The sequence below is a fragment of the Anatilimnocola aquadivae genome (assembly GCF_049819085.1).
Taxonomy (GTDB): Bacteria; Planctomycetota; Planctomycetia; order Pirellulales; family Pirellulaceae; genus Anatilimnocola.
In genome coordinates this window covers 7,859,733-7,883,662 of the sequence record NZ_CP187419.1, presented here as the reverse complement: position 1 = coordinate 7,883,662, position 23,930 = coordinate 7,859,733, and the positions used below count along the sequence as shown (strand labels likewise).

15 protein-coding genes and 1 pseudogene are annotated in these 23,930 nt (G+C 57.9%); 7 read left to right on the top strand and 9 right to left on the bottom strand.

The features are described 5' to 3' along the window. Positions 1 to 1,059: 1,059 nt before the first annotated feature. Both NA78x_RS31150 and NA78x_RS31145 read left to right on the top strand, forming a co-directional pair. Positions 1,060 to 1,491: a hypothetical protein gene (locus tag NA78x_RS31150; protein ID WP_425616287.1), complete on the top strand. Its 432-nt coding sequence runs from the start codon at positions 1,060 to 1,062 to the stop codon at positions 1,489 to 1,491. A 41-nt stretch (positions 1,492 to 1,532) separates the two neighbouring features. Beyond that, positions 1,533 to 2,435, top strand: a complete 903-nt coding sequence (locus NA78x_RS31145) for a DUF1559 domain-containing protein (RefSeq protein ID WP_425616286.1) — start codon at positions 1,533 to 1,535, stop codon at positions 2,433 to 2,435. 138 nt (positions 2,436 to 2,573) lie between these two features. Here the strand turns inward: NA78x_RS31145 and NA78x_RS31140 are convergent, their stop codons facing one another. Then, the gene (locus tag NA78x_RS31140) at positions 2,574 to 3,509 is read right to left on the bottom strand and encodes a hypothetical protein (RefSeq protein ID WP_425616285.1); all 936 of its coding nucleotides are present in this window, start codon (positions 3,507 to 3,509) and stop codon (positions 2,574 to 2,576) included. Positions 3,510 to 3,897: 388 nt separating this feature from the next. Between NA78x_RS31140 and NA78x_RS31135 the strand changes: the two genes are divergently transcribed. Continuing rightward, on the top strand, positions 3,898 to 4,188 hold the full coding sequence (locus tag NA78x_RS31135) for a hypothetical protein (RefSeq protein WP_425613584.1): 291 nt from the start codon (positions 3,898 to 3,900) through the stop codon (positions 4,186 to 4,188). Further along, positions 4,176 to 5,002 (top strand): annotated as a pseudogene (locus tag NA78x_RS31130) (ISAzo13 family transposase); the annotation flags it as partial. The gene NA78x_RS31135 and the pseudogene NA78x_RS31130, both read left to right, overlap by 13 nt. Before the next feature lie 240 nt (positions 5,003 to 5,242). Here the strand turns inward: NA78x_RS31130 and NA78x_RS31125 are convergent. From NA78x_RS31125 to NA78x_RS31105, 5 genes are all read right to left on the bottom strand, one after another. After that, entirely contained in the window at positions 5,243 to 6,718 is a 1,476-nt protein-coding gene (locus tag NA78x_RS31125; RefSeq protein WP_425616284.1) for a DUF1501 domain-containing protein, read from the bottom strand. A 20-nt stretch (positions 6,719 to 6,738) separates the two neighbouring features. After that, entirely contained in the window at positions 6,739 to 7,323 is a 585-nt protein-coding gene (locus NA78x_RS31120; protein WP_425616283.1) for a hypothetical protein, read from the bottom strand. Positions 7,324 to 7,365: 42 nt separating this feature from the next. Beyond that, positions 7,366 to 10,503 carry a PSD1 and planctomycete cytochrome C domain-containing protein gene (locus NA78x_RS31115; protein ID WP_425616282.1) on the bottom strand — a complete coding sequence of 1,046 codons (3,138 nt, stop codon included), beginning with the start codon at positions 10,501 to 10,503 and terminating at the stop codon, positions 7,366 to 7,368. 149 nt (positions 10,504 to 10,652) lie between these two features. Further along, on the bottom strand, positions 10,653 to 11,090 hold the full coding sequence (locus tag NA78x_RS31110) for a hypothetical protein (protein ID WP_425616281.1): 438 nt from the start codon (positions 11,088 to 11,090) through the stop codon (positions 10,653 to 10,655). An 85-nt stretch (positions 11,091 to 11,175) separates the two neighbouring features. Next, the gene (locus tag NA78x_RS31105) at positions 11,176 to 14,208 is read right to left on the bottom strand and encodes an organic solvent tolerance protein OstA (RefSeq protein WP_425616280.1); all 3,033 of its coding nucleotides are present in this window, start codon (positions 14,206 to 14,208) and stop codon (positions 11,176 to 11,178) included. 640 nt (positions 14,209 to 14,848) lie between these two features. Between NA78x_RS31105 and NA78x_RS31100 the strand changes: the two genes are divergently transcribed. From NA78x_RS31100 to NA78x_RS31090, 3 genes are all read left to right on the top strand, one after another. Beyond that, positions 14,849 to 15,613: an ABC transporter ATP-binding protein gene (locus NA78x_RS31100; RefSeq protein ID WP_425616279.1), complete on the top strand. Its 765-nt coding sequence runs from the start codon at positions 14,849 to 14,851 to the stop codon at positions 15,611 to 15,613. Positions 15,614 to 15,686: 73 nt separating this feature from the next. After that, positions 15,687 to 18,791: a Gldg family protein gene (locus NA78x_RS31095; protein ID WP_425616278.1), complete on the top strand. Its 3,105-nt coding sequence runs from the start codon at positions 15,687 to 15,689 to the stop codon at positions 18,789 to 18,791. A 66-nt stretch (positions 18,792 to 18,857) separates the two neighbouring features. Further along, on the top strand, positions 18,858 to 20,588 hold the full coding sequence (locus NA78x_RS31090; RefSeq protein ID WP_425616277.1) for a DUF4340 domain-containing protein: 1,731 nt from the start codon (positions 18,858 to 18,860) through the stop codon (positions 20,586 to 20,588). Between the two features lie 296 nt (positions 20,589 to 20,884). Here the strand turns inward: NA78x_RS31090 and NA78x_RS31085 are convergent, their stop codons facing one another. The 3 genes from NA78x_RS31085 to NA78x_RS31075 form a co-directional block, all read right to left on the bottom strand. After that, on the bottom strand, positions 20,885 to 21,841 hold the full coding sequence (locus NA78x_RS31085) for a DUF1559 domain-containing protein (RefSeq protein ID WP_425616276.1): 957 nt from the start codon (positions 21,839 to 21,841) through the stop codon (positions 20,885 to 20,887). 209 nt (positions 21,842 to 22,050) lie between these two features. Further along, positions 22,051 to 22,722: a hypothetical protein gene (locus NA78x_RS31080; protein WP_425616275.1), complete on the bottom strand. Its 672-nt coding sequence runs from the start codon at positions 22,720 to 22,722 to the stop codon at positions 22,051 to 22,053. A gap of 365 nt (positions 22,723 to 23,087) precedes the next feature. After that, on the bottom strand, positions 23,088 to 23,906 hold the full coding sequence (locus tag NA78x_RS31075) for a hypothetical protein (protein ID WP_425616274.1): 819 nt from the start codon (positions 23,904 to 23,906) through the stop codon (positions 23,088 to 23,090). Positions 23,907 to 23,930 lie beyond the last annotated feature (24 nt).

Below are 23,930 nucleotides of genomic sequence, written 5' to 3'. Positions count from 1 at the left end.
CCCATCAGCGCTGCTGATAACCAGTTTTGATAACTTTTTGCGCCTTTTTTCTGCGATCACCAAAAGTCACAACCTCTTGCCTGTCAGTCTCTTGCGATCACAAAAGGCAACGCATCAAAGTTTACCTGATAACCACTTTCCGCCCCTGTTCAAACCCGCTCTGAACAGGGTGCCGTGTAGGTCCAGGTACTCCATACCTGACCTCTACCCGCCATGACTACCGCAGACTCCTGCTCTCTAAACCGCCAACAAATATTAAAGTGTGCTTGACATTAAGTCAATACATATTTAATATATCTTCCGTAGTCATCTCGCTCCGCCGAGATGAGATTTTGTCACATCACTCCGGTAGCTAATTTTGCCGCAGCTTTTTAATCCCAGCATTCCCACCGTAGTCATCTCGCTCCGCCGAGATGAAAGCAGCTCCCAGTCGGCTGCCATTCAGGTTGGTGATTCTGGCTCGAAGACTCAGCACTGGTTCTGGAAATAACAACCGGAGAACGACCATCCCCACGCCGCAACACTACCGCAGAATGCCACCTCCACCGTAGTCATCTCGCTCCGCCGAGATGAGATTTTGTAGCACGCGCAAGTGGTTTGTCTCACCGGTGAATGCAAACTTGAAGTGCAATACCGCATGGAATCGTCGGCAATTGCTGATGTCTGGGATCGTCTACTTATTATTCGCAAAGCTTGATCGAGACTTCGCTAAGCACTGCTACCGCAAAAATGCTGTCTGACACCTGGTAGCGGCACCTGCTGGCACTTCTGCGTTGCACTTCAAGTTTGCATTCACCACCGTAGTTTTTTGCGCAGACTTCCTCAACATAAATGACAGAAGCTATTCAGCTGCTTTCATCTCGGCGGAGCGAGATGACTACGGTGAGGAAACTCCAAAACTGCCTGGTTTCTGCTTGAATCACCCACCCGGGACAAGTCTAATTCCACCTAGCTTTGACGCTCACAACTCTCAGTGATCTCCAGCGAAATAGGTAGACGATGCGCGGGTCGCAATTAGTCGTACGATGCGCGGCGGTTATCATAGGAAACCTCGCGGTCGTGAGCGGACTGCTGATCCTGTCAACTGTCTCTGGTTGCGGTGGCCCCGCTCCTCCCTCGGCGGCGAACGATAAGTCTTACGAAAACCTGCAGCAGATCGGCGCGGCCTATTCGCAAGCCGCCAATAAACTGGGCCGGGCTCCCGCCAGCGAGAAAGACCTGCACGAGTTTCTGAAGAACGGCCCGGGTAATCCCGACCCCGCCACCGTCCTCAAATCGCCCGACGATAACGAAAACTACGTCATCGTGTGGGGTGTCAACTTTGGCGAACTGGCTCGCAAGACCGGCGGCGTCGATGTCGTCCTTGCTTACGAACAACGGGGAAAGAATGGCAAACGCCATGTGCTCAAGCCACCTTCGATTGTGACCTTGTTAACCGACGCCGAGTTTCAAGCAGCCAAATTTCCGCCGGGGCATCAACCGGCGCAGTAGTAATTAGTAGTCGTAGTTCTGACTCTCCCAGGATTGCCACCATGTCCAGAACCTGCCGCCAGCGTCGAGGGTTTACCCTCGTCGAGTTGCTCGTTGTCATTGCGATCATCGGAGTGCTCGTCGCGCTGCTGCTGCCGGCCGTGCAAGCGGCCCGCGAATCGGCGCGGCGGACCCAATGTTCGAACAACCTCAAGCAGATTGGGCTCGCCTTTCATAACCATCACGACACCTACCTGTCGTTTCCCTCGGGCGGGCTCGATTGGGCCGCCGATCGTAATGTCACACCGGGCGGCGCGCCCGAAGGCCCCAGCAAACAGAATTGGGGCTGGGCCTATCAGATTCTGCCGTACATCGAACAACAGAATCTGTACCAACAGCCCAGTAGCGCCGTCGTCGCCGGCACCCATGTCAAAGGCTACAGTTGTCCCACGGTCCGCAAGCCCACGCTCTTTCCTTACACCCAAAGCAACCCCAACGGTAACCGGGCGATGATGGACTACGTCGGCAACGGCGGCACCTACGGTGGCTGGTGGAGTCCCTGGACCGACGCTTCGAACAGCTTGGATGGTCCGCTGGGCCCTTCGGGCTATCAGCGCAACTTCAAGCACCTGACCGATGGCTCGGCGAACGTGCTGCTGGTGGGCGAAAAGTGGATCAACTGGCCTCGCTCGGTTCCCGAATGCAACGACGACCAGGGCTACGTCGATGGCTGGGACAACGACACCATTTGCTGGGCCAAGGCCGGCTACGATACCAACCCGATCTATCCTCCCCAGCGCAACACGCGCGTCCCCGGCGGCACCTGCGGTCAGATCTTTGGCTCCTCGCACACCACGCTCTTAACCGTCTTCTGCGACGGCTCCGTCCGCCCCGTCATGTTCGAAATCGACCCGACCACCTGGCTGCGCTACTGCAGCGGCAACGACGGCGAAGTCGCAAACTAAGTACCGTAGTCATCTCGCTCCGCCGAGATGAAAGCGGCTCCCAGGCGCCTGCCATTCCTGTTGGTGATGTTGGCTCGAAGACTACTCGCCGTTCCACCGGATTTGGACACCAATCCGACTATGTCATCCGCCGCCGCACTATTGGATCTTCGCGTTGTGATGAACATGTACTTTGCAGGCAGGCATTTTTCCCTGAAATGACATTGCCGCTTCAGAACTTACGTCCTGTGGGAGCCAAATCTCCTTAAGATTCGTTAGGGCCAATAGAGGTTTGATTCCCTCCGCATCAATCTTGGTTTTGTCGATTGCTAGTCTCTCAAGGTTCTTTAGACGCGCGATGTCACTCGTGCATGGACTGGTAAAACAGTCGCCAATTAATTGCAATTCTTCGAGCGACGAAATCTTCGCGACGGCTAGCAAGACATCATTGCTGGATGCCCTCGCCTCAAACGAGAGCGCTTTCAGTTTTGGAAATCGATTCAGTGCATCGAGATCATTAACCGAGAGCGGAGATTGACGCTCATCACAAAGGCAGAGCGTCTCCAGACTGGGTATCTTCGCGAGGTGTTCAAGCCCGCGCTCGCTCAGATCTAAATGAGAAATCTTCAGCCAATGGAGTTTCTTCATCCGTTGCAAAACCTGAAGATCATCTTCGCGAAGCGCAGATAGACCGTTTAAAGTGAGCTGTTCCATTGTTTCCGTCTTGGCAATGCTGGTAAGCCCGACGGAAGTGATTGGGCACCTCTTGATCTCCAGGGCCGTTAGTTGCGTGAGATCTGATACATTCGCCAGCACCTCATCGGTGATGTGCTCGCCAGCAAGCAATAAGAAGTCGAGCGACTGTATTGGGCGAAGTGAGCCCATCGCCGACGGAGTGATTTTCGCATGCATGACATGTAGGCTATTCAATCGTGGCAGTTTGCTCAACTTAGCGAGTCCAGCATCGGTGACCTCGCTGCTGGCGATTGTGAGCACCTTCACAGTCGGTAGATTTTCGAGCGAGAGCACGTCCTCGTTCGTACCGCCGATAATGTTGATCTTTTCTGCCTCAGCATAAGCGTCCTCACCGAACATGAGACGACCCAAGAAAGGACCGGGGGGTGGCTTTCTGTCAAATCTGTGCGAGTACCAAATGAGATGCCCCTCAGCCCTAAGGCGCGAGGCGGCAAGGCGCTGCCTGTAATTGCGGGTGAAGATACTGCCGCACCATGCCAGGACGGCACAGAACAGCGTAATGAGGACGAGCAATGTGCGGATGCTGAAACGAGGCCACCAACGGCGCGGACTGTTCATCATATCGCTCGAAACGGAAGCTGGCGGGTTTTCATTTGAAGCATCGGGTACGCGATTGATCGATCTTCAATTTCACTCTCTTGAGGGCCAAACGCGAAATAACTTCCTTTGGTACTGTCGCATGATAATCTGAAGGGGGGCATGGAGTCAGTCACAGGAGGGCTCAACGATGAAGGTTTATCGGGCAACGGTCGAGCGGCAGATGGTGAAGGTGTATGGGGCGTTATCCGAGAAGGATCGGCGACGCTACGCGGCGGTCGAAGCGGTGAAGCTCGGGCATGGCGGTGTGCAGTACATCGCCGATTTGTTTGGTTGCGATCCCGACACGATTCGCCACGGCGCGGAGGACATCGAGCAGCTGCCGGAGGACGAAGCTGCGGGACGCGTTCGCAAAAAAGGGGAGGCCGAAAGCCAGCTAGCGTTGCGCAACCGGAAATCATTCCTGCAGTGGAAGCCCTGATCGAGCGCGACACGGCCGGTTCGCCCGTCGACGAAAACATTCGCTGGACGAACCGCTCGGTTCCTGAATTGGCGGAGGAGTTGCAAGAGCAGGGCTTTGAGATTGGTCCCGATGCGTTGCGGCGAATCTTGTTCGACGAGCTTGGTCTCTCGCGGCGACAGGCGTACAAGGACGAAGCGGCGTGTGAGTTTGAACATCGCGACGAGCAGTTTCAATTCATTGCCAAGCTCCGCGCCAAGTACGAGCGGAACGATTGGCCGGTGCTGAGCATCGACACGAAAAGAAGGAAATTCTCGGCGATTTCTTTCATCCGGGCCGAGCGATCACCGATGGCCGCGTGGTCGTGCAAGATCACGACTTCGTGACTGCCGAGCAACGACTCGTTCCTTACGGCGTGTACGACACTCGCCGCAACGAAGCGTTCATGTACTTGGCCCGCGGCGCCGACACCAGCGAACTCGCTTGCGATGCGATCCGTCGGTGGTGGGAGCGAATGGGTCGGGAACATTACTGGTACGCGCCGCGACTGTTGTTGCTGTGCGACTGCGGCGGCAGCAACGGGTGTCGCCAGCATCGCTTCAAGGAAACGCTATGCCACCTGGCCCATGATCTGCGCTGCGACGTGCAGGTGGCTCACTACCCGCCGGGCTGTTCGAAATACAATCCCATTGAGCATCGCCTCTTCTGTCACGTCTCGCGCGCGATCAAGGCCGTGGTGCTCAAGACCATTCAAGTTGCGCGGAACTTTATCGCACGCACTCACACGACGCACGGACTGCATGTCGTCGCGGAAGTTGCCCGCCGGATGTATCAGAAGGGAATCAAAGCCAGCCAAGCCTTCCTCGATCACAATCCCATTCGCTTCAATAGCTTTCCTGCCCCAACTCAACTACACAGCGCCCGCCTTCAACCCGCTATGATCAAAAGCCGAAGTTATTTCGCGCTGGGTTCTGAGGGACTTTGTTCATCATCCAGAACCTGTGTACTTTGTACCAGGTACACAGTACTAAGTTTGCGTGCAATCATACATTCGACGTTGCTGAACTTTTGTCGGTTACGCCAAAATCTCCTTCACCAACTTCCCTTCCACATCGGTCAGGCGGAAGTCGCGGCCTTGGAAGCGGAAGGTGAGCCGTTCGTGGTTGACGCCGAGGCAATGCAGGATCGTCGCGTTGAGGTCGTGAACGTGGACGGGGTTCTCGGTGACGTTGTAGCTGAAGTCGTCGGTTTCGCCGTGAACGATGCCCGGCTTGATGCCGCCGCCAGCGAGCCACATGGTAAAGCAGCGCGGGTGATGGTCGCGGCCGTAGTTGTCTTTGGTGAGCGTCCCTTGGCTGTAGACCGTGCGGCCGAATTCACCGCCCCAGACAACGAGCGTGTCGTCGAGCATGCCGCGCTGCTTGAGATCTTTGATAAGGGCCGCGGCCGGTTGATCCATGGCCTTGCTCAGGTTCGGAATTTGCTTCGGCAGGTTGCCGTGATGGTCCCAGCCTCGCAGGAATACCTGCGTGAAGCGAACACCGCGTTCGGCGAGGCGACGCGCGAGCAGGCAGTTATAGGCGAAGGTGCCAGGCGTCTTCACTTCGTCGCCGTACATCGCCAGCGTATCGGCCGATTCCTGCGAGATGTCGACGAGATCGGGCACGCTCGATTGCATGCGGAACGCCATTTCGTACTGGGCAATGCGGCTGGCAATTTCCGGATCGCCGACCTGCTCCTGTTTCTTCTGATTCATTTCTGCGAGACCATCGAGCATGGTACGGCGCGTTTCGGCCGAGACGCCCGGAGGATTCGATAGATAGAGCACCGGGTCGCCGCTGCTGCGCAGCGCCACGCCCGCATGCTTCGTTTGCAGGAAGCCCGAACCCCAAAGTCGCGAGAAGAGCGCCTGCGTTTGTGAGCCAGCGGCGATGCGTGAATGCAGCACCACATAGGCGGGCAGGTCTTCGTTCACGCTGCCGATGCCATAGCTGGCCCATGCGCCCATGCTAGGGCGACCAGGAATTTGGCTGCCCGTTTGAATAAACGTGATCGCCGGGTCGTGATTGATGGCCTCGGTGTGCATCGTTTTGATGATCGCCATGTCGTCGACGACGCTCGCCAGATTCGGCAGGAGTTCGCTGACCCAGGCACCATGCTTGCCGTGTTGGGCGAACTTGAACATCGACGGTGCACAAGGAAACCGCGATTGCCCCGAGGTCATCGTGGTGATGCGCTGGCCGTTGCGCACACTCTCGGGCAGGTCCTTGTCGAAGAACTCGCCCAACTTGGGTTTGGGATCCCAAAGGTCGAGTTGCGACGGACCGTCGGCCATGAATAGCCAGATCACACGCTTGGCCTTGGGGGCATGATGGAGCGCTTTCAACTCGCCCAGGCTGGCCATTGGGTCGAGATTCGGCTTCGTAGCATCAGCAGCGAAGAGTTGCGGATTCATCACCGACGCGAGCGCTGCAGTGCCCAGCCCCGTGGCCATGCGACCGAAAAAGTAGCGACGGGTTTCTTGGAGGGCCTGTTGTTCGAAGGGGGACATAGGTGTTTCTCGTAATCAGATTAACCGTGTGGTGTATCAAGCAGCGATTGAAGACGAATTGCCAACTCGGGGGCAAATCGGCGGACCCAAGTTTCATCGATGAGTCCGACCTCTATGAAGTCGCGCAAATGAGTACGGTCTTTATCGCGGAAAGACGTCAGTTTCATGCGGACAAGAGATTCCAGTTGCAGCACCGAATAAGCACCGCTCTCATCGTTCTCGGCAACATCAGGCGTGACTAGCAAATACTCAGGGCGGACGCGTTCCTGAGCGTAGACCACATGCACGGCATCTCGTGCCTTGGCGCTTGCTCCATCAAGAAACATGTCAATCCCAGCTGCATGGCGATAAACAAAGCCCGCATTCTGTAATGCCGTTTTCGCCAGTGGTAAATCTGCTCGGCGAATAAGAATGTCTACATCTTGAGTATTGCGAACTGCAGCTTCATCGACGCGCGAGACCCAAGCAGCCACGGCGTTGCCGCAGACAACTGCATAAGGAACTTGATGTAAAGACAAGGCCGCCGTCGCGCGCAGCAGCCGTTCACGTACTTTTTCCACAGCACGCACCATTCGGTCGAGTGAAAATTCGCCTAGGTCAACCACAGTATTTCCGCTTGAAGTATCAATGAGATGGGAAGGACGGATTTATTCCTTGGTCATCGTTTCATCGAGGTTGAAAATGAGATTACAGGTCATCGTATAAGCAGCCAGTTGCTCAACGGGAATGGTGGTGTCGCGCGGGGCAGCGCCGTTGGCGAGGAGCTTTTCGGCGGCTGGTTTGTCGGCGGTGTAGCCTTCCAGATGCTTGTTCATCACTCGTGTGAGCACGGCCAGTTCATCGGCGGCGGGCACACGGCCGGTGGCGAGGCGGAAGATATAGGTCAGCCGTTGTTCGGGCTGTTCGCCACCTTCTTTCATGGCTCGTTCGGCCAACTTGCGGGCTGCTTCGATGTACTGCTGATCGTTCATTAGCAGCAGCGCTTGCAGCGGCGTGTTGGTTCGCGTGCGACGGACCACGCACGATTCGCGCGACGGAGCATCCAGCGTTTGCAAAGCGGAAGGAGGTGCCGTTCGCTTCCAGAACATATAAATGCTCCGGCGATAAAGTGCGTCACCTTGATCCTGCGTGTAGGTGCCGGTGTTGCTTCCCTTAAACGAGATAGCCTCCCAGATCCCTTCAGGCTGATAGGTCTTCACACCGCGGCCACCGGGCTTTTCGGTGAGCAGACCGGCGGCGAACACCGCTGAGTCGCGAATGGCTTCGGCATCAAGCCGGAAGCGAGGTCCGCGTGCGAGGAGTTCGTTCTGGCCATCGCGTTTGAGCAGTTCCGGCGTGATCTTCGACGACTGTTGATAGGTGGCCGACATCACGATCAGCTTTTGCAGCTTCTTCACATCCCAGCCACTTTCGATGAACTCTCGCGAGAGCCAATCGAGCAACTCGGGATGCGTCGGCAGGTTTCCTTGAGTGCCAAAATCTTCGGCAGTCTTCACCAGGCCCGTGCCAAAGTACTGCTGCCAGAAACGGTTCACGGTCACGCGTGCGACCAGCGGATGATTCGGATCGGTGAGCCACTGGGCCAGACCCAGTCGATTGGCCGGCGCGTCCTTCGGCAGTGGCGGCAACACGGCGGGAGTACCGGGCTCGACCTTCTCTCCCTTTTTGTCGTAGGCGCCGCGAATCAAGATGAAAGTATCGCGCGGCTTGGCCATATCGGCCATGACGAGCGAGGCGGGAATCGCAGTATCGACAGCCTTGCGCTCGGCTTCGACCTTGTCGACTTCCTTTTGCAGCGGCGCGAGAAGTTCTGTCGTCTTGCTGTAGACGTTCTTCAGGAAGTAATCGCGAATCGTCTTCTTCTGGGCATCGTTGCGTTTGTCGACAGCAGGCTTGAGTGCGTCTTGAACTTCCTTGGGCAACGTCGATTTCTTTTGCGTCTTTTGGTAGGCCTGCCACGCAGCCAGTGACTCAAAGCCTTGGCCGTTTTGCGGCGTGCGAGTCACAATGCCGGCGGTGTCCCAGTGGACGGTGCCACCGAATTGTGTAAAGGCCCAGCCGTTGATGACTGCGCCGGGCTTGAGGCCGACGTGTTCGGCAGACACTTCCAGGCGAACCCATTCGGCCCGCGCGGGAAGATCGCCCAGGCGACGATGGCCGGGGACATCGCCACCGCCAAAGGGAATGAGATCTTCGCCCCAGAACGCGCGGTGTTCCCACGCGCCGTCATTCCACTGCAGCATCACGGTCTTGGGAGGATCGAGCGGGTCGAGATAGATGTAGGCGAACAGCTTGTCACCTTCGCCAACGATCAGGCCCGGTTTGGCCTCGGTAAAGAAGTGCTGACTGACGGCGGTCGCTTTGCGAGTCGTCGCCTTCTCACCGCTGTTCACCACGCCATCCTCTTTGGTGACGAACTTCCACGGCGTATCGCCTTGCAGGTTCGCGCCAGGAGGTGTGGTGTCGTCGATCCACACATACTCGGCCGGTTCGAGCGGCTTGGCAGCATCGCTGTCCGGTGTGGGATCGGTGTATTCGATGGCGGCTATCTTTTCGTCCATCTGCTTGCGCAGACTAGCCACGTGCTTCTCGAGTTCGGCCAGCTTGGCGAGTTGATCGGGGGCTGCAATCTTCATCACCGGCGCTGGAAGCAGAGCGTTGCCGTCCATGGCGGCATCGGCGGCCGAGTTGAAGTAGGCATAGAGTTGATAGAACTCTTTTTGCGTGACCGGGTCGAACTTGTGATCGTGGCAAACGGCACAGCCCATGGTCAGGCCGAGGAAGATCGTCGACATCGTCTCGGTCCGATCGACGGCGTAACGCGCGAGCACTTCATCGGCAATCGAGCCACCTTCGCTGGTAGTGATGTTGCAGCGATTAAAGCCCGAAGCGATCTTCTGTTCTTGATTGGCTTCGGGCAGCAAGTCGCCGGCAATTTGCCAGGTGGTGAACTTGTCGTAAGGCAGGTTTTCGTTGAAGGCGCGAATGACCCAATCGCGATAGGGCCACAGCGAGCGTTCGTTGTCGAAGTGCAGGCCGTGAGTATCGCCGTAGCGGGCAGCGTCGAGCCAATAACGGGCCATGTGTTCGCCGTAGCGAGGCGACTTCAGCAAGCGGTCGACGAGCACTTCGTAGGCTTGTGGCGATTGATCGGCGACGAAGGCTTCAATCTCGGGGATGGTCGGTGGCAAGCCAGTCAGGTCGTAAGTAACGCGACGAATGAGTGTGATCTTGTCGGTCGCGGCCGAGGGTTGCACATTCTCTTTCTCCAGCCGGGCGAGAATGAATGTATCGATGGCATTCCGAGCCCGATCTTTCGCGGTGATCTCCGGCAGCGGTGGACGAACGGGCGTGACGAATGACCAATGCCCTTGATACTTGGCTCCTTGATCGATCCAGCGCTTCAAAAGTTCTGCTTGCTGTGGCGAGATTGTCTTGCCAGAGTCCGGCGGCGGCATCCGCTCGCCAGCGTCGGTCGAAGTGACTCGCTTTAGCAGTTCGCTCTCGGCGCTCTTGCCGGGCACGATCGCCTGGTTGCCGGACTCCAGCTTGGCGATGGCACCTTCGTGCGTATCGAGCCGCAGACCCGCTTCGCGCGTCTTGGGGTCGAAACCGTGACACTTGTTGCAGTTGTCGGAGAGGATCGGGCGAATATCGCGATTGAAGTCAATCGGCGGATCGGCGGCGAAGGCGTGGGTGGCAAAACCAAGGCTAACGCAGGCACCGGAGACCAGAAGATTCCAGGCAAACGCGAGGGTGCGAACCCAGGGATGGGTATTGCGCATCGGAAATTCCCGCAGGTGGGTTGAAAGCGGGTAGGCATGACAAGCCAGCTCGGTCGGTAAAGACCAGCAGTCCCAACAGCCCTTTCATTACAGCATACGACTCGGGCAGAGTCTAGCGCGAAGTCTGCGCCAATCGCGAAGCTTGGCGTTCATGTTTCTGTACGTCGGACCACCGATTCTGTGGGGTGCTCACTGCCATTCAGCGAGCGAGTAACGAACGCGAGAACACCGCCGAAGAACGTCGAGCCCAGCAACTTGGCAATTTCGTAGCGGTAGTTCGAAAGGTAAGAAGGCTCGCCGGGTTTTTGTCCGAACGGAATGAGATAGTCGATCAGCGAATAGAGTTGCAGCGAATCAAACACATTGAAGAACAAGACAGCGCCCGCGAGGGCCGCTGTTGCTGTCCAGCGCCAAGGCGAGCGGGGCGAACAGGCAGCGACAATACAGACGCAGGCTAGGCCGGCGCCGACCGCAGCAACGATGGCGCGCGCCGTAGATGACGCACTGATCATCGCGGCGCAAGCGAGCGCCATGAGCGTCATCAGAAAAAAGAGTTCCAACAGGCTCAGGCGGAAACTGGGTTTCATAAACGCCAAGCCTAAGCGAGAGTATCGTCGGCGACGAGAGAGGCTCGCAGGAAATGTCCCTCGCTCACGCGTCTGGCTGCTTGGATCACTCCAGCCCCAACGCTCCGGCGGGCGGCACTTGCACGCCGCCAACACGGCCCAGGCGACTGCTGGGGAGGAAGCGCGGTTCGAGACCAAAGCTCACGCCGAAGTTGTCGCGGCTGGCATCGTAGTTGACGCCCACTTTGATCAGGAACGATTCGCCCACGCGCGTAAAGGCGACGTTCTGCCCCAGGTTGCCAGCCTTCGAGAAGTCGATGCTGGCTCCCGCGGTGGCGATCCACTTTTCGCTCATGCGATAGCTGGTCGAAGCGGCGAGCACGTTACTGCTGATCGGCCCTTCGGTCGAACGCATGGCCAGATAGACGTTCCCCGACTCTGGTCGGCTGAGCAGCGCGCCCACGGTCACCTGTCGAATGCCCTGATCGAAGATGTCGAAGAAGCCGTCGGAGAGGAACGTGAGTCGATCGCCCACGTGCCACTGAAAGTCGTAGTCGATCATGCCCAGGTTTTCGCCGAAGTTGTCGCGATCGGCCTGCGGGAACAGGACCGCGTCGATGTCGAGGACGATCCAGTCGACGATGCGTTCCTGTCCGGGCAACCCGCGTTTCGTTTGCCAACGCTGCTTTACGCCGAGGCGAAGTTCAGTCAGGTCATCGGCAATTTCGGTGACGGGCGAAGCCACGCTACTTTGCAAACCTTGTCGCAAGGCAAAGTAGCGAGCATCGAACTGCTTGGGAATCTGATCGCCGAACGTCAGGCCGAAGGTGTTGAAGAGCATGCGGCGGCGGAACGCTTCGGTCGAGTCATCGTCGAGCGCGTCGTACATCGGCAGCAGATCGACGTTCTGGTTCGACTGGGCGTAGAAGTACTCCGCTTCCCAGGTCACCTTGTGCGCGAGGCCGTTCAAGTTGAACAGTTCGCTGCAGACACTTTGATCGGCGGTCCACATCGGCAGAGCCGCACGGATGCCTCCCTGACCATAGACGCGGCTGATGGATTCATCGTTCAGGTCGCTTCCCCAATAGGCAGCTTCGCCGAGCAGGTACGGCGTGAACTTCACGGGACCAAGTTCAACCGGCGCATCGATCTCTTGGCGTGTGAAGGCCTTTGGACCGCTGACATTTCGTTCGTAGGGGAGCAACTGAAACTTGGCCAAGTCGACGGGGTTGGTGGGCGTGCTCGCGGCCTTCATGTCGGCGTAGCCGACGCTCGAGTGTTCATACCAGGTGAGTCGATCGAACAGCAGCGATTGTCCCATCCAAAAGTGATCGAGCCGCGCGCCTTGCGTCTTGGTGAAGAACGCATTCAGTTGCACATCGGCAGCGACGCTCCACGACGTGTTGTCGTTGTACTGCTTCAATTCAATGCCCGTATCTTCGTCCTTGAGTGTGTCCCACTCCAGTTCGTAGTACTGCTCCAGGAAGTTGCGATCGCTGATCCAGCCCAGTTCGGCGGTTAGTACAAACTCGTTGGGCAGGTACTGACGATGATTGAGAATCGCGCGGCCCCGCCAATCTTTTTCGGGCACGATCACGCGGCGATCGCGACCCAGGTTGTCGGTGCCGTCGTCCTTCAAGCCCCAAGCATCGAAATAGCCTTTGTACGGTCCCGGTAAGCCGAAGAAGTTCTCACTCTCGTAGCGGTACGTCGTTCCCAGCGCCAAGCCACGCTGACTGAGATAATCGGTCGAGAGCGTCCACTTCGAGTTCTGCGGCGGCTCTTGAATCCCCAGCAGTTGATACAGATCCCAGTCGAGCAATAGCTGCTGGCCAAAGACCTGGTCGCTATTCACCTTGATGTTCTCAAGGTAGTACGTCGGGCTCGTCAGATCGGTCGCGATCACCGGCCAGTAAAAGACGGGCGTCTCGAACAGATAGATGTAGTTGTTGCGCGCGGTCGCCAGCAAGCGATGCTCAACCGCGGGCTGGCCGTTCGCCGGGTTCACCGCGGGCAGACCCGTCACGGGATCAATCGGCTGCCGTTGCATGTCGATGACATTGATGTCTTCGGACTGGAGCCAGTAGCGAGGCACGCCGATGCGGCTGCTCGTGAGGGCCGAGTTGTACGCGCGAAACTGTTGGCGATTGACTTGCTGCAGCACATCAGCCTTCAACCGCAACAAGCCTTGATACTGCGGCACGGGCGTTAGCATTTCGGCTTCCAACACGACGCCGAACTCTTGCCGCACATTGTAGTACAGCCTGTCGGCATAGATGATGCGGTCCCCTTGGCGGAACACAATGTTCCCTTCCAGGTACAACTCCAACGGACCATCGTTCAGGTCCATCTGCTGGCCCGTGGGTGTGGTGAGGCCCGTGTTCGCGGTCCAGACCACGAAGCGATCGGTTTCAATGGCCACGGAACCGAGTTGATCGAGACCATCGATCAGAATCTGGACTCCGCTTGTTCCCGTCACGATTCGCTCGTTGGCTGCATTATCTACTTCGGTGCTGAAGTTCATCCGGCCGCCACTACGGGGCACAAAGCGAACGCGTCGTCCTGTCGGTGGCGCAGGTTGACCAACGGGAGCGGCCAACTCTTCCTGACGAAGCTGGGCAGGTTGCACACCAAAATTGGAGGGATCGCGAGCATCGAGGCCCCGCTCGAAGATCGCCGGCTTCACGCTCGGTTCTTCGGTGGGAACGGGAACACTCAGTTCGATGCCGGCCTCGGTATAGAACCAGCCTAGCCAGGTACGATCGACGAGCGACTGGGCCGCGCGCCCACCTTGGGTGTGCTGCGCGCCGCTGCGACCAACGTCGACTCGCACGCTATTGCGCGGACCTTCGAGATAGGCGATCACTTTGCTCGCGCGGCCCGTGTAGGGTTCGGCGCGATCGATCCACAGCACCGCTTCCGGCGCGGAGGCTACTGTTGAACCTTGGCGAACTTCGACCTGACCGCGCAGGGCGTAGACATCGTACGAGCCCTGCTTCCAATGCGAAGCCTCGGTCGCGCGAATGCTGACCGGTTGATTTACTTCTTCTTGCGGCAGTTCGATTCCGGCACCCGCAACTGGCGCGGCGAGAATCACGCTCAGCAAGATCGCGCCGCAAAGTGCGGCACAATGATTCAAGAAACCCTGCGCCGTTTGCCGAACTACGTGCGCAGCGAGAGCACCGCGACGCGCTACCGAGAGCGCGTCGCCAGGCGGGCAACGTCGTGGGGGATGAACGGTTTTCAGCGCTCGGCTTCCTTGCCAGGCACACATGGGGATCGCCGCGAAGCAGTTTTGCCGCGGTGATGGAAACGACTCTTTCGGAATAAGCTCCGCTTTCGAAAGACCTTACGACAAGCGGGCGGGATTCTAGTGGCCCTTGGCGAGCAGGGCAAGGCAAGTCTAACGAAGCTTTGAACGGGCCAGCTAGCTGCCAATTTGCTGGCGGTTTCTCGTGCCAGCAGATGCCTCGCAGGCGGCAGTTCCGCCAGCGAACCTTTCGCCTTCGTGCTACGTAGCGAAGCTGGCAAGGCAATATGTCAAACTGGGTCAGGCGGGAGAGTTTATCCCCCTTTGCCGGTTGAGCAGGCGCAGCAAGCCGTTATACTACTGGGCTTTACTGCCGCGCGAATGCGCTTCCATCGGCCCTACTCGGGCTCTGATGGCGACCTATTGCCCGGACAGTCTGCGAGCAGCTAGCCGCGCAGGACCCACGCGCGACTGTCAGCCAGCTCCCACGTTTTTTGATTCCTCCCTGGTTTGTCAGGTACAAGCGAATATGGCTGACCCCCAACCGAAGAGCCGCTCCACCGCACCCGCCATGATCGAAGCCGTCGGTCTGTGCAAGTTCTATGGAGCCTTCGCCGCGGTGAACGATGTCTCCTTTCGCGTCGCCAAAGGCGAACTCGTCGCCTTCCTGGGACCGAACGGTGCCGGCAAGAGCACGACGATGAAACTGCTGACGGGCTATCTCAGCCCATCAGCCGGCGTCGCGCGAGTGGCCGGGCACGATATGGCCACCGATCGTCTCGCCGGCAGCGAACGACTGGGCTATTTGCCGGAAAATGGCCCGCTCTACCCCGATATGACCCCGCACTCGCTGCTCGAGTTCTTCGCCGATGCTCGCGGGCTGACCGGCGCCAAGAAAAAGGAACGGATCGAAGCGGTCATCGACCTCTGCATCCTCTCCAGCGTCGTACACAAGCCGATCAGCAAATTGTCGAAAGGCTTTCGCCAGCGCGTTGGCATGGCTCAGGCCCTGCTGCACGAACCCGATGTGCTGATTATGGACGAACCGACCGCTGGTCTCGATCCGAATCAAATTGCCGAAGTACGCCGCACGCTTCGCCGTATCGGCGAAGAGAAGACGATTCTGCTCTCGACGCACATCTTGCAAGAAGTCGAAGCCATCGCCAGTCGCGTGGTGATGATCAACGAAGGCCGACTCGTCTACGACGGTTCGGTGAAAGACTTGGATCAAAACGGCCAAGGGCTCGACGCGGCCTTCCATCGGCTGACGCGGGCCTCGGTGGCGGAAGCTTAGTTCCCAACGACGGGCTTCCCAAGACTGGTTTCGCACGAATCAAGGCACTGATCCCGAGAACGAGATAGAGACAATGGGCGAAATACTCCTGCAACTGATCAAGCTGTTGGTCATCGACGTCATTTTTGTCGCGGCCCTGTGTGCGCTGCTGATTCCGCTGGCCATGTTCAAAAAGGCCTCGTTCGCGCTCGTCAAGCGCAACGTGATTGGCTACTTCAGCAATCCCACGGGCTACGTCTTCCTCTGCGTGTTCGTGCTGCTCACCTCGGTGTGCGCCGTCTGGCCCGATCAGTTCTTCACGTCGAACCTCGCCAATCTCGATCAGCTCAGCAGCTACATGCCGTGGGTGCTGTTGCTCTTCATTCCTGCCATCACCATGAGTCTGTGGTCGGAAGAACGTCGGCAAGGTACCGACGAATTGCTGCTCACTCTGCCCGCCACCGATTTTGATATCGTGCTCGGTAAGTACCTCGCCGCTGCTGCCATTTTCACGTTCTCGCTGCTGTTTTCGCAGTTCGCCAGCTACACCGTCCTCACGCTGTTGTCGCTGGGCGACCTCGACGTCGGCCTGATCTTCACGACCTATTTCGGCTACTGGCTCATGGGTCTGGCGATGTTGTCGCTGGGCATGGTGGCCTCGTTCCTCACGAACAATGCCACGGTCAGCTTTGTGCTGGGCATGATCTTCAACATGTTTCTGGTGGCCATCAGCTACACCGATCGTGTGCTGGCAACGCCGTCGATCTCGAACCAGGTGATGCAGTGGAGCCTGGCGAGCCGGTTCGACGATTTTGGCCGCGGTGTGATCAGCCTATCGTCGACGATCTACTTTCTGGCCATCATCGCGACGGGCATTTACATCAGCATCATTTTGATCGGCCGCCGTCACTGGTCGGGCCGCACCAAGGATAAAACACAGTCCGAACTCACCACGCTCACGATTGGTGTTTCGCTCGGCCTGTTCCTGTTGGGTCTCGTCTGCTTTCTGGTCACGTCGCTTGTCAGCAACCCGCGAGCCATCCTGGCTCTCTCGTGGTCCGGCAGTACGCTGCTGATTCTCTCGCTGATCACGATCAATGTCAGTGCGATCATCAATGCGATGCAGGGCGGTATGCTCGGGCATTACATGCTGCGGGTGGAATGCCTGCTCATCGCCATGCTCGGGGCCAGCTTTTTCCTCTCGCGGCACGAACTGTTCCGCCGGGATCTCACGTCGGGCAAAGTGGCCTCACTCGCGCCCGACAGCCTCACGCTGATCTCGGCCATCGACGCCAAAAAGCCCGTCACCATCGATGCCTTCATCAGCGCCGAAGTGCCGAAGGAATTCATCAAGACCAAGTACAATTTGATCTCGGGTTTGAAGGAACTGGCCCAGCGCAGCGGTGGCAAGATCACCGTCCGCATGCACGACAACCTCGAACCCTTCTCGGAAGAAGCCGCCCGCGCCGAAAGCCGCTTCGGCATCAAGAAACAAACGGTTCTCAGCCGTGCTAACGAAAAGATGCGTCAGGAAGAACTGATCATGGGTGCGGCGTTCACCTGTGGTCTCGAGAAAGTCGTCGTTCCTTTCTTCGGCAACGGCATTCCCGTTGAGTACGAACTGGTTCGCTCCATCGCGACCGTCTCGAAGGGCGATCGCAAGAAGCTGGGCGTGGTCACGACTGACGCTCAGATGTTCGGCGGCTTCAGCATGCAGGGAATGCAGCCTCGCAACATTCCCAAGCAAGCCATCATCGAAGAACTCGAAAAACAATATCGGGTCGAGCAAGTCGATCCCGAAGCTCCGATCGAACTCGGCAAGTACGCGGCCCTGCTCGTCGTCCAGCCTTCGGGTCTTGGCCCGCAAGCACTGGCCAACGTCGTCGACGCCATCAAGGCTGGCCAGCCTTGTGCGATTTTCGAAGATCCCGCTCCGATCGTTCTGGGCGGTGGCTCGGTGGTCGGCACCAATCAACCCAAGCCGCCGCAGGGTGGCTTCATGGGTATGGGTGGTGGACCGCCGCCGCCAAAGGGGGACATTCGCGCTCTGTGGAGCGCCCTGGGCATCAAGCCGCAGGGTGACAATGGCAATCCCACCCAAGTCCCGGGCACCATTGTCTGGCAGGACTACAATCCCTATCCGCGATTCCAGATGCCCGGCATCGGTCCCGAGTTGGTCTTCATTCGCGAAGAAGCTCCGGGTGCCAAGAACGTCTTCAACTCGCAAGCTCCGGCTGTGGCGGGCTTCGAAGAAATCTTGTTCCCCTTCCCAAGCGCCATCGAGCAAGCCATTGGTTCCAAGCTCAAGTTTACCGAACTGGTCACGACCGCTTCGGAGAACACAGGCACGCTCGACGTGGACAAGTGGATGGCCAATCGAGGCAACCTCAGCGAAATGCGGAAAGAATACGAAGCGGGTCGCAGCGATCGCCGCTACATCATCGCTGCCGATATTCGCTCCGAGGTTCCCAAGTCCGAAGATAAGTCTGACGGCAAGAAGACCGATGACAAGGCTGACGAGGCGAAGAAGCCCGCCGGTATCCACTGCGTCTATGTCGCTGATATCGACGTGCTCGATAGCCAGTTCCTGCAACTGCGCAACAATCCCGATGCGGACAACAACTTCCGCTTCGATAACGTCGCCTTCGCTCTCAACGCCATCGACCTCGCCGCGGGCGACGATCGCTTCCTCGAGATTCGTTCTCGCAAGCCTCGTCATAGCACCCTGCGATTGATCGAAGACAAGGTCGCTCAAACTCGCTCGGAAGAAGCCAAGTCGCTCAAGCTGCATCAAGAGGCCTTCACCAAGTCGATCGCCGAGAACGAAGAAACCGTTCGCAAGGCGACCGAAGAACTGCAGAAGAAGACCGAAGAGTTGCAGAAACTGAGTGACGAAGGAAAACTCGACCCGGCTCAAGTGGCTGAGTTTAAAGCTCAGCAAGAGCAGCTTGACCGCGTGCGTGAGGTGCAGAACCGCTACGCCACAGTGAAGAAGGAACAGGCTCAAAAGAAGCTGGAATCGGAGCAGCAGAAGATTCGCCGCGATGGCGATCGCAAGATCGAGTCGACGCAGAACTCGATCAAGATCGCCGCGACAACCTTGCCGCTGATCTTCCCGCTGGTCATTGGCCTGCTGGTGTATGCTCAGCGCCGCGTTCGCGAACGCGAGGGCGTCTCGAAGTCTCGCCTCCGCTACTAGTTCCCGTTGGTCTCTCCTGTCCTCCAAAGAACACAAGCCTTTCGCTCCTCCGGGAGATTGATCCAAATGAACGAAAAGACACGCACCCTACTCCATGTGGCCGTCGCCGGCGTGATTGCCTTAGTCGTGGGCATGGAGCTCGCGCGGACGCGACCGGCTGGACAAGACACGGTGGTCGGCGACAAGCCCCTCTTTCCGGACTTCAAAGATCCGCTGGCCGCCAAGAGCCTGGAGATCAACAAGTTCGATGAGAAGCTCGGCGAGATGAAGCCGTTTCGCGTGGCCGAGTCCAAAACGGGCAGCTGGGCGATCCCTTCGCGCGACAATTATCCCGCCGATGCCGTGGGGCGTTTGCGAGATGTCGCCGTCGAACTGATCGATCTCAAGCCGCTCGACAAGGTCAGCGAAGTCGCCGAAGAGCATCAACAATTCGGCGTCGTCGAACCAGTCAAGGGAAAGACCAAAGCGGGAGATGAAGGGGTCGGCACACTCGTGACCGTCCAAGACGCGAAGGGAAACGATCTGTTCCGTTTGATTGTCGGCAAGCCGGCCAGCGCTGATGGTGAAAACTTGCCGAACCTCCGCTTTGTGCGCAAGCCCAGCGAAGACGTGGTGTACGTCGCGAAGATTGATATCGCCAAGTTGCCAACCGATTTCGATCAATGGATCGAAAAGGACCTGCTCAAGCTCAACGCGCTTGATGTCTCGAAGGTCACCCTCAAAGACTACAACGTGCTGCCCAGTGCTCAGGGGCGCTATGCCAGCTTTCCTCGCATGGACGCCACCATTTCGTGGAACACCGAAAAGGGTGAATGGCGGCTCGACGAACTGACTCGCTTCTCGCGCAATCAACCGGTTGCTGATGGTCTGGGCCCACAAGAAGAACTCAACAAGCAAAAGCTCGACGATCTAAAGACCGCGCTCGACGATCTGAAAATTGTCGATGTCGAACGCAAGCCCGCGGGCCTCGATGCCGAACTCAAGCTGAGCGACGAACTGCTCAAGAACCGCGAAGGCCTGCTGTCGCTGCAAGAGCTCGGCTTTTATCCGGTTGGTCGCAACACCGACGAGAACACGCTGGAACTCGCTTCCGCCAACGGCGAAGTCATCGTCGATATGAAGGACGGCGTGCAATACAAGCTGCGGTTCGGCAATGTCGCCACCAAGCAAGACTCTGCTGATGGCACCATGAATCGCTACCTGTTCGTCTCGGCCCAAGTGGCGCCAGACGTTCTCACACCTCCCAAGCTCGAAGCCGAACCTGCCGGCCCTGCTGCCCCCGAACCGGCTCCCGCCGGCGAGAAGCCAGCCGATGCCGACAAGAAGTCGGGCGGTGGTGGCGATGATCCAGCCAGCTGTCAGGAAGAAGAGAAGAAGGGCGACGACAAGGCTGCCGATCCGGCCTCTGGATCAGAGCCCGTCAAGCCAGGCCCGCCGCCGGTGATCGACCTGAACAAGGAAGCCATCGAACGGATCCGCAAAGAGAATCGCCGCAAGATGGAAGACTGGGAAGAACGCAAGAAGAAGGCTACCGGCCGCGTCGCCGAGTTGAACGGCCGCTTTGCCGATTGGTACTACGTCATCTCGGAAGACGTGTACAAGAAGATCCACCTCAGCCGGGCCGACATCGTCAAGGATTCGAGCGGCGCCAAGGACGAAGGCTTTGGTATCGACTCGTTCCGCAAGCTCGAAGTGGACGGCATCAAGCAATTGCAGCCCAGCACGCCTCCCGGCGGACCAGGCCCCGGTGGCTTCGACCCCAACACCTTCAATCCCGGCGGTGGCTTCGGCCCGTAGTCGCCAGCGATTGCAAACCATCAATCAGCATCAGGGCCGAGCGAACTTTGCTCGGCCTTGTTCGTTGGTCTCTGCTCTTTCCGTTACTTCTCATCCGTCGAGGGCATCTCAGGTGTCACCGCGTCGGCCGGCACAAGCTCTGCCTTGGGTGGTTGCACTGTCGGGCTCCCTCCACAACCGGCGAGCGACAGGATGCAACCCAGGACAAAGAGCGACACGAACAAACGCAGGTTGCAGAGCATCGATTCACTTTCAGAAAGAGGGAGGACGAAGTAGATAGTGCCAGAGACTTAGGACTAAGGAAGTTGCAGCGATTCTCCGCCATCGCGCGATCCCACGGCTTTCCAAATGTTGAGGTCGATGCTCTCAGTCACGAAGCGGACCGAGCCATCGCCCAGGTACATCATGCAGCCGCCGGGATGATAACTGCCAAACGACAGTTCCCGCTCGTTGCCGCTGGCCGTCCCTTTCGCCATCGACAGGTTCATTTTGTAGAAGGTCGAGCAGACCACTTCGGAAAAGTCGCCGCTGCCGGAAGCCGCATTGGCGGCATCGACATCGTAGCTATAGCCGTACATGCGATCGCAAATCGTGCACACGCCCACGACCGAAAAAGGAGATTCACCTCCCAAAAAAGTGTTCGAGAGCCCATCGGTAATCTGCTTGAAGCGGATCGGCTCCGTGCGATTGGTGGTTTGGGCCACATGAAACACCAGCATGGTGCCGTTGCCATTGCGGACGTCGATGTTCCCCGCCGCTTGCGGCGTATCAAGCTGCACATCGCTCCCGACGCAACCCACATAGTTGCCAACCGCCCGCCCCGACAGATTGTTGATCGCCTGCGACCAGTGGTTGCCGGTGATCTCGGAAGGGCACTTGAGCGTCTTCACAAATGTCTTGGCGACGACGGAAAAGGTTGAATTCGGAGAACTATCGCTACCCTCACCCGATTCCTGAAACTGAATAATGTTGTAGAGCGGCTGCTGCTCCATAAAGGGATAGACGTGGGCATGGTAGGTAAAGCCCAAGCCTTGCGAAGCGGCCCACGGCAGCGACCCGTACGTGTCGTGATAGTTGTGACAAGCGAGAGCCAGCTGCTTTTGATTGTTGCCGCATTGCATCCGGCGAGCCGCTTCGCGCGCGGCTTGCACCGCGGGCAAGAGCAGAGCGACCAACACGCCGATGATCGCAATGACCACCAGCAGTTCGACAAGAGTGAACGCGCGGCGAGGCATCGATCGACACAGCTTCATCGAAAATCTCCGCTTTAAGACAGAACTCAGTTGGACGGCTGAGTAATCCAGGAAAGGGAATCGGAAGCATTTGGCTCGCTTACAATAGAGGAAAGTCACTCCAAAGAAAAGGAATATCTCGCTCGATTTCACTAGGCACCGGTTGGCGGGTCTTTGGTCGTCGGCCAAGCTGCCCGGCAATCATTGACTTCGGCGATTGACGCCGGCGTTCACTTCGCTCGCCGCTTGGCTCGCTTCAACTCCGCCTTGCGACGCAGGACCGCTAGTTCTGCCTGGTGGCGTTCTTCTTGCTCTTCTTCACTCAGCGGAGTGGGATTTTTGAGCTTGAACTTCATATACCACGCCGCCGCCCGCCAATTGCGACGCGCTTTGGCCATCAGTGTGAGTTCTGGCTGCAGCCGGCCCAGTTCTTCGGCCCGCAGCAGTTCGGCGGCGAGATCTTCATCCCGCTTGGCCAGATTGGTGATCGTGGTCGGGGCAATCTTCAAATATTCGGCTGCCTGTCGCCGAGAAAAGCCGACCGACAGCAGCAGGAACAGCCGCTCGACCATGGCCGCAGTCATTACCGTTGGCCGACCACCCTTCACCAGCGGAGCTTGTTCCGGCAAGCCCAACTCGGCACTTGCGCCCGCTTCTACACTATCGCTTTTGTCCAAAAACCCTGCCGGCTGCCGCACAGCTTCCGGTGCCATTTTCGCGAGAAACTGCTCGACGCGGTTCTCGATACCGTTCTCCATACCCTGGAGTTTTTGGACACGTTGCGGAAGTGAAGAATTGGCAGGTTGCAGGCCATTGTTGGCGACATTCGCAATAGCGGCGCCCGCTTCCACACTATCCTTTTTGTCCAAAAACCCTGCCTGCTGCCGCACAGTTTCTGGCATTACTCCCACGAGAGAAGGCGCATTGCCACTTCCCATTGCGTGAGGTTTTTGGACACGACCAGCTTCTTCGCTCGCAGCACTTTCTCGATTCGACACCATGGCACAACTCCTCACCACTCTGGACGACAACAGCCGACACGCAGTGAGATATTGTGCAGACAGAAAGATCTGTTGTCAATAAGTTGTTTAAGATTTTTTATACGACAATAACTTAGTTGGTCGATAGCAAATCGCTAGTGCAAAAGCCACTAAACCCCCGCCGCAGGGGCGAGGGCGTAAGCGAACATTCTCGCCTCCCGCCTCCCGATCTCTGGCCCCTGGTCCCTGGCCCCTGGTCCCTAACCTCTTCCTCTCTTCCCCGCCCCTCACTTCACCCACTGCTTCTGTAGCGCTTCGTTCAGCTTGGTCTTGTCTTTGTCCGCCAGATGTTGCCAGGCGGGGTCGGCCTTGGTGACGGGATAACAGCCGAGCGTGACAGTTTCGAAGTCGCCAAACTTGCCGTGGGTGCGGGCGAGAACCTGCACTCGCTCTTCGCTGTCGGGCACATGGCCGAGGACCACCAGCTTTTCGATCTTGAACTGGCTCAGCACTTCTTCGGGCTTCAGGCCCTTCTTGAGAATTGCTTCTTTCTGCTCGATGGCCTTTACCAGTTGAGCCATTTCGGCGGTGAGCATCTGCTTCCACTCGCCGTTTTCCTTCTGAAAGCTGACGGGCTGAGGCCGGGGCAAAAAGCTGCGGGTGATGACGTGTACGGTGTCAGCCCCTTCGGGAATCTCGCCCATCACGGTCAAGTCGGCGATCCCGAGAATCGTGTCGATCCCCGGAATACTCAGCAGGCTGTTCTGGAGCAGCGCCGACATCAATTGTTCGCTCGTCGCGGCGTTCACAGCCGCCAGATCCTGGTAGGGCGCAAACTGCTTGCGAATGGCTGCGATCTCTTCCGGCGGCTTCTCTTCCTTGAAGATCGTGACGGCGAAGTCTTTGAACCGCTTCAACTCGGCCGAATGGAACATGCCGACAAACTTGGGCAAGTCCTTCGCCTTGAGCGCTTCGAACGACTGTTTGGCCAGTTCGCTCGGTGTGGCCTTAGGCGTCTGAGCCGCAGCCGTGCTGGCCAGGCACAAGGCTGAGATCGTCAGGGCAAGAATAGTACGACGGCTAACAACCGACAGCATGCTCGTCACGAGAAGACTCCGCAGGAGAGGTTT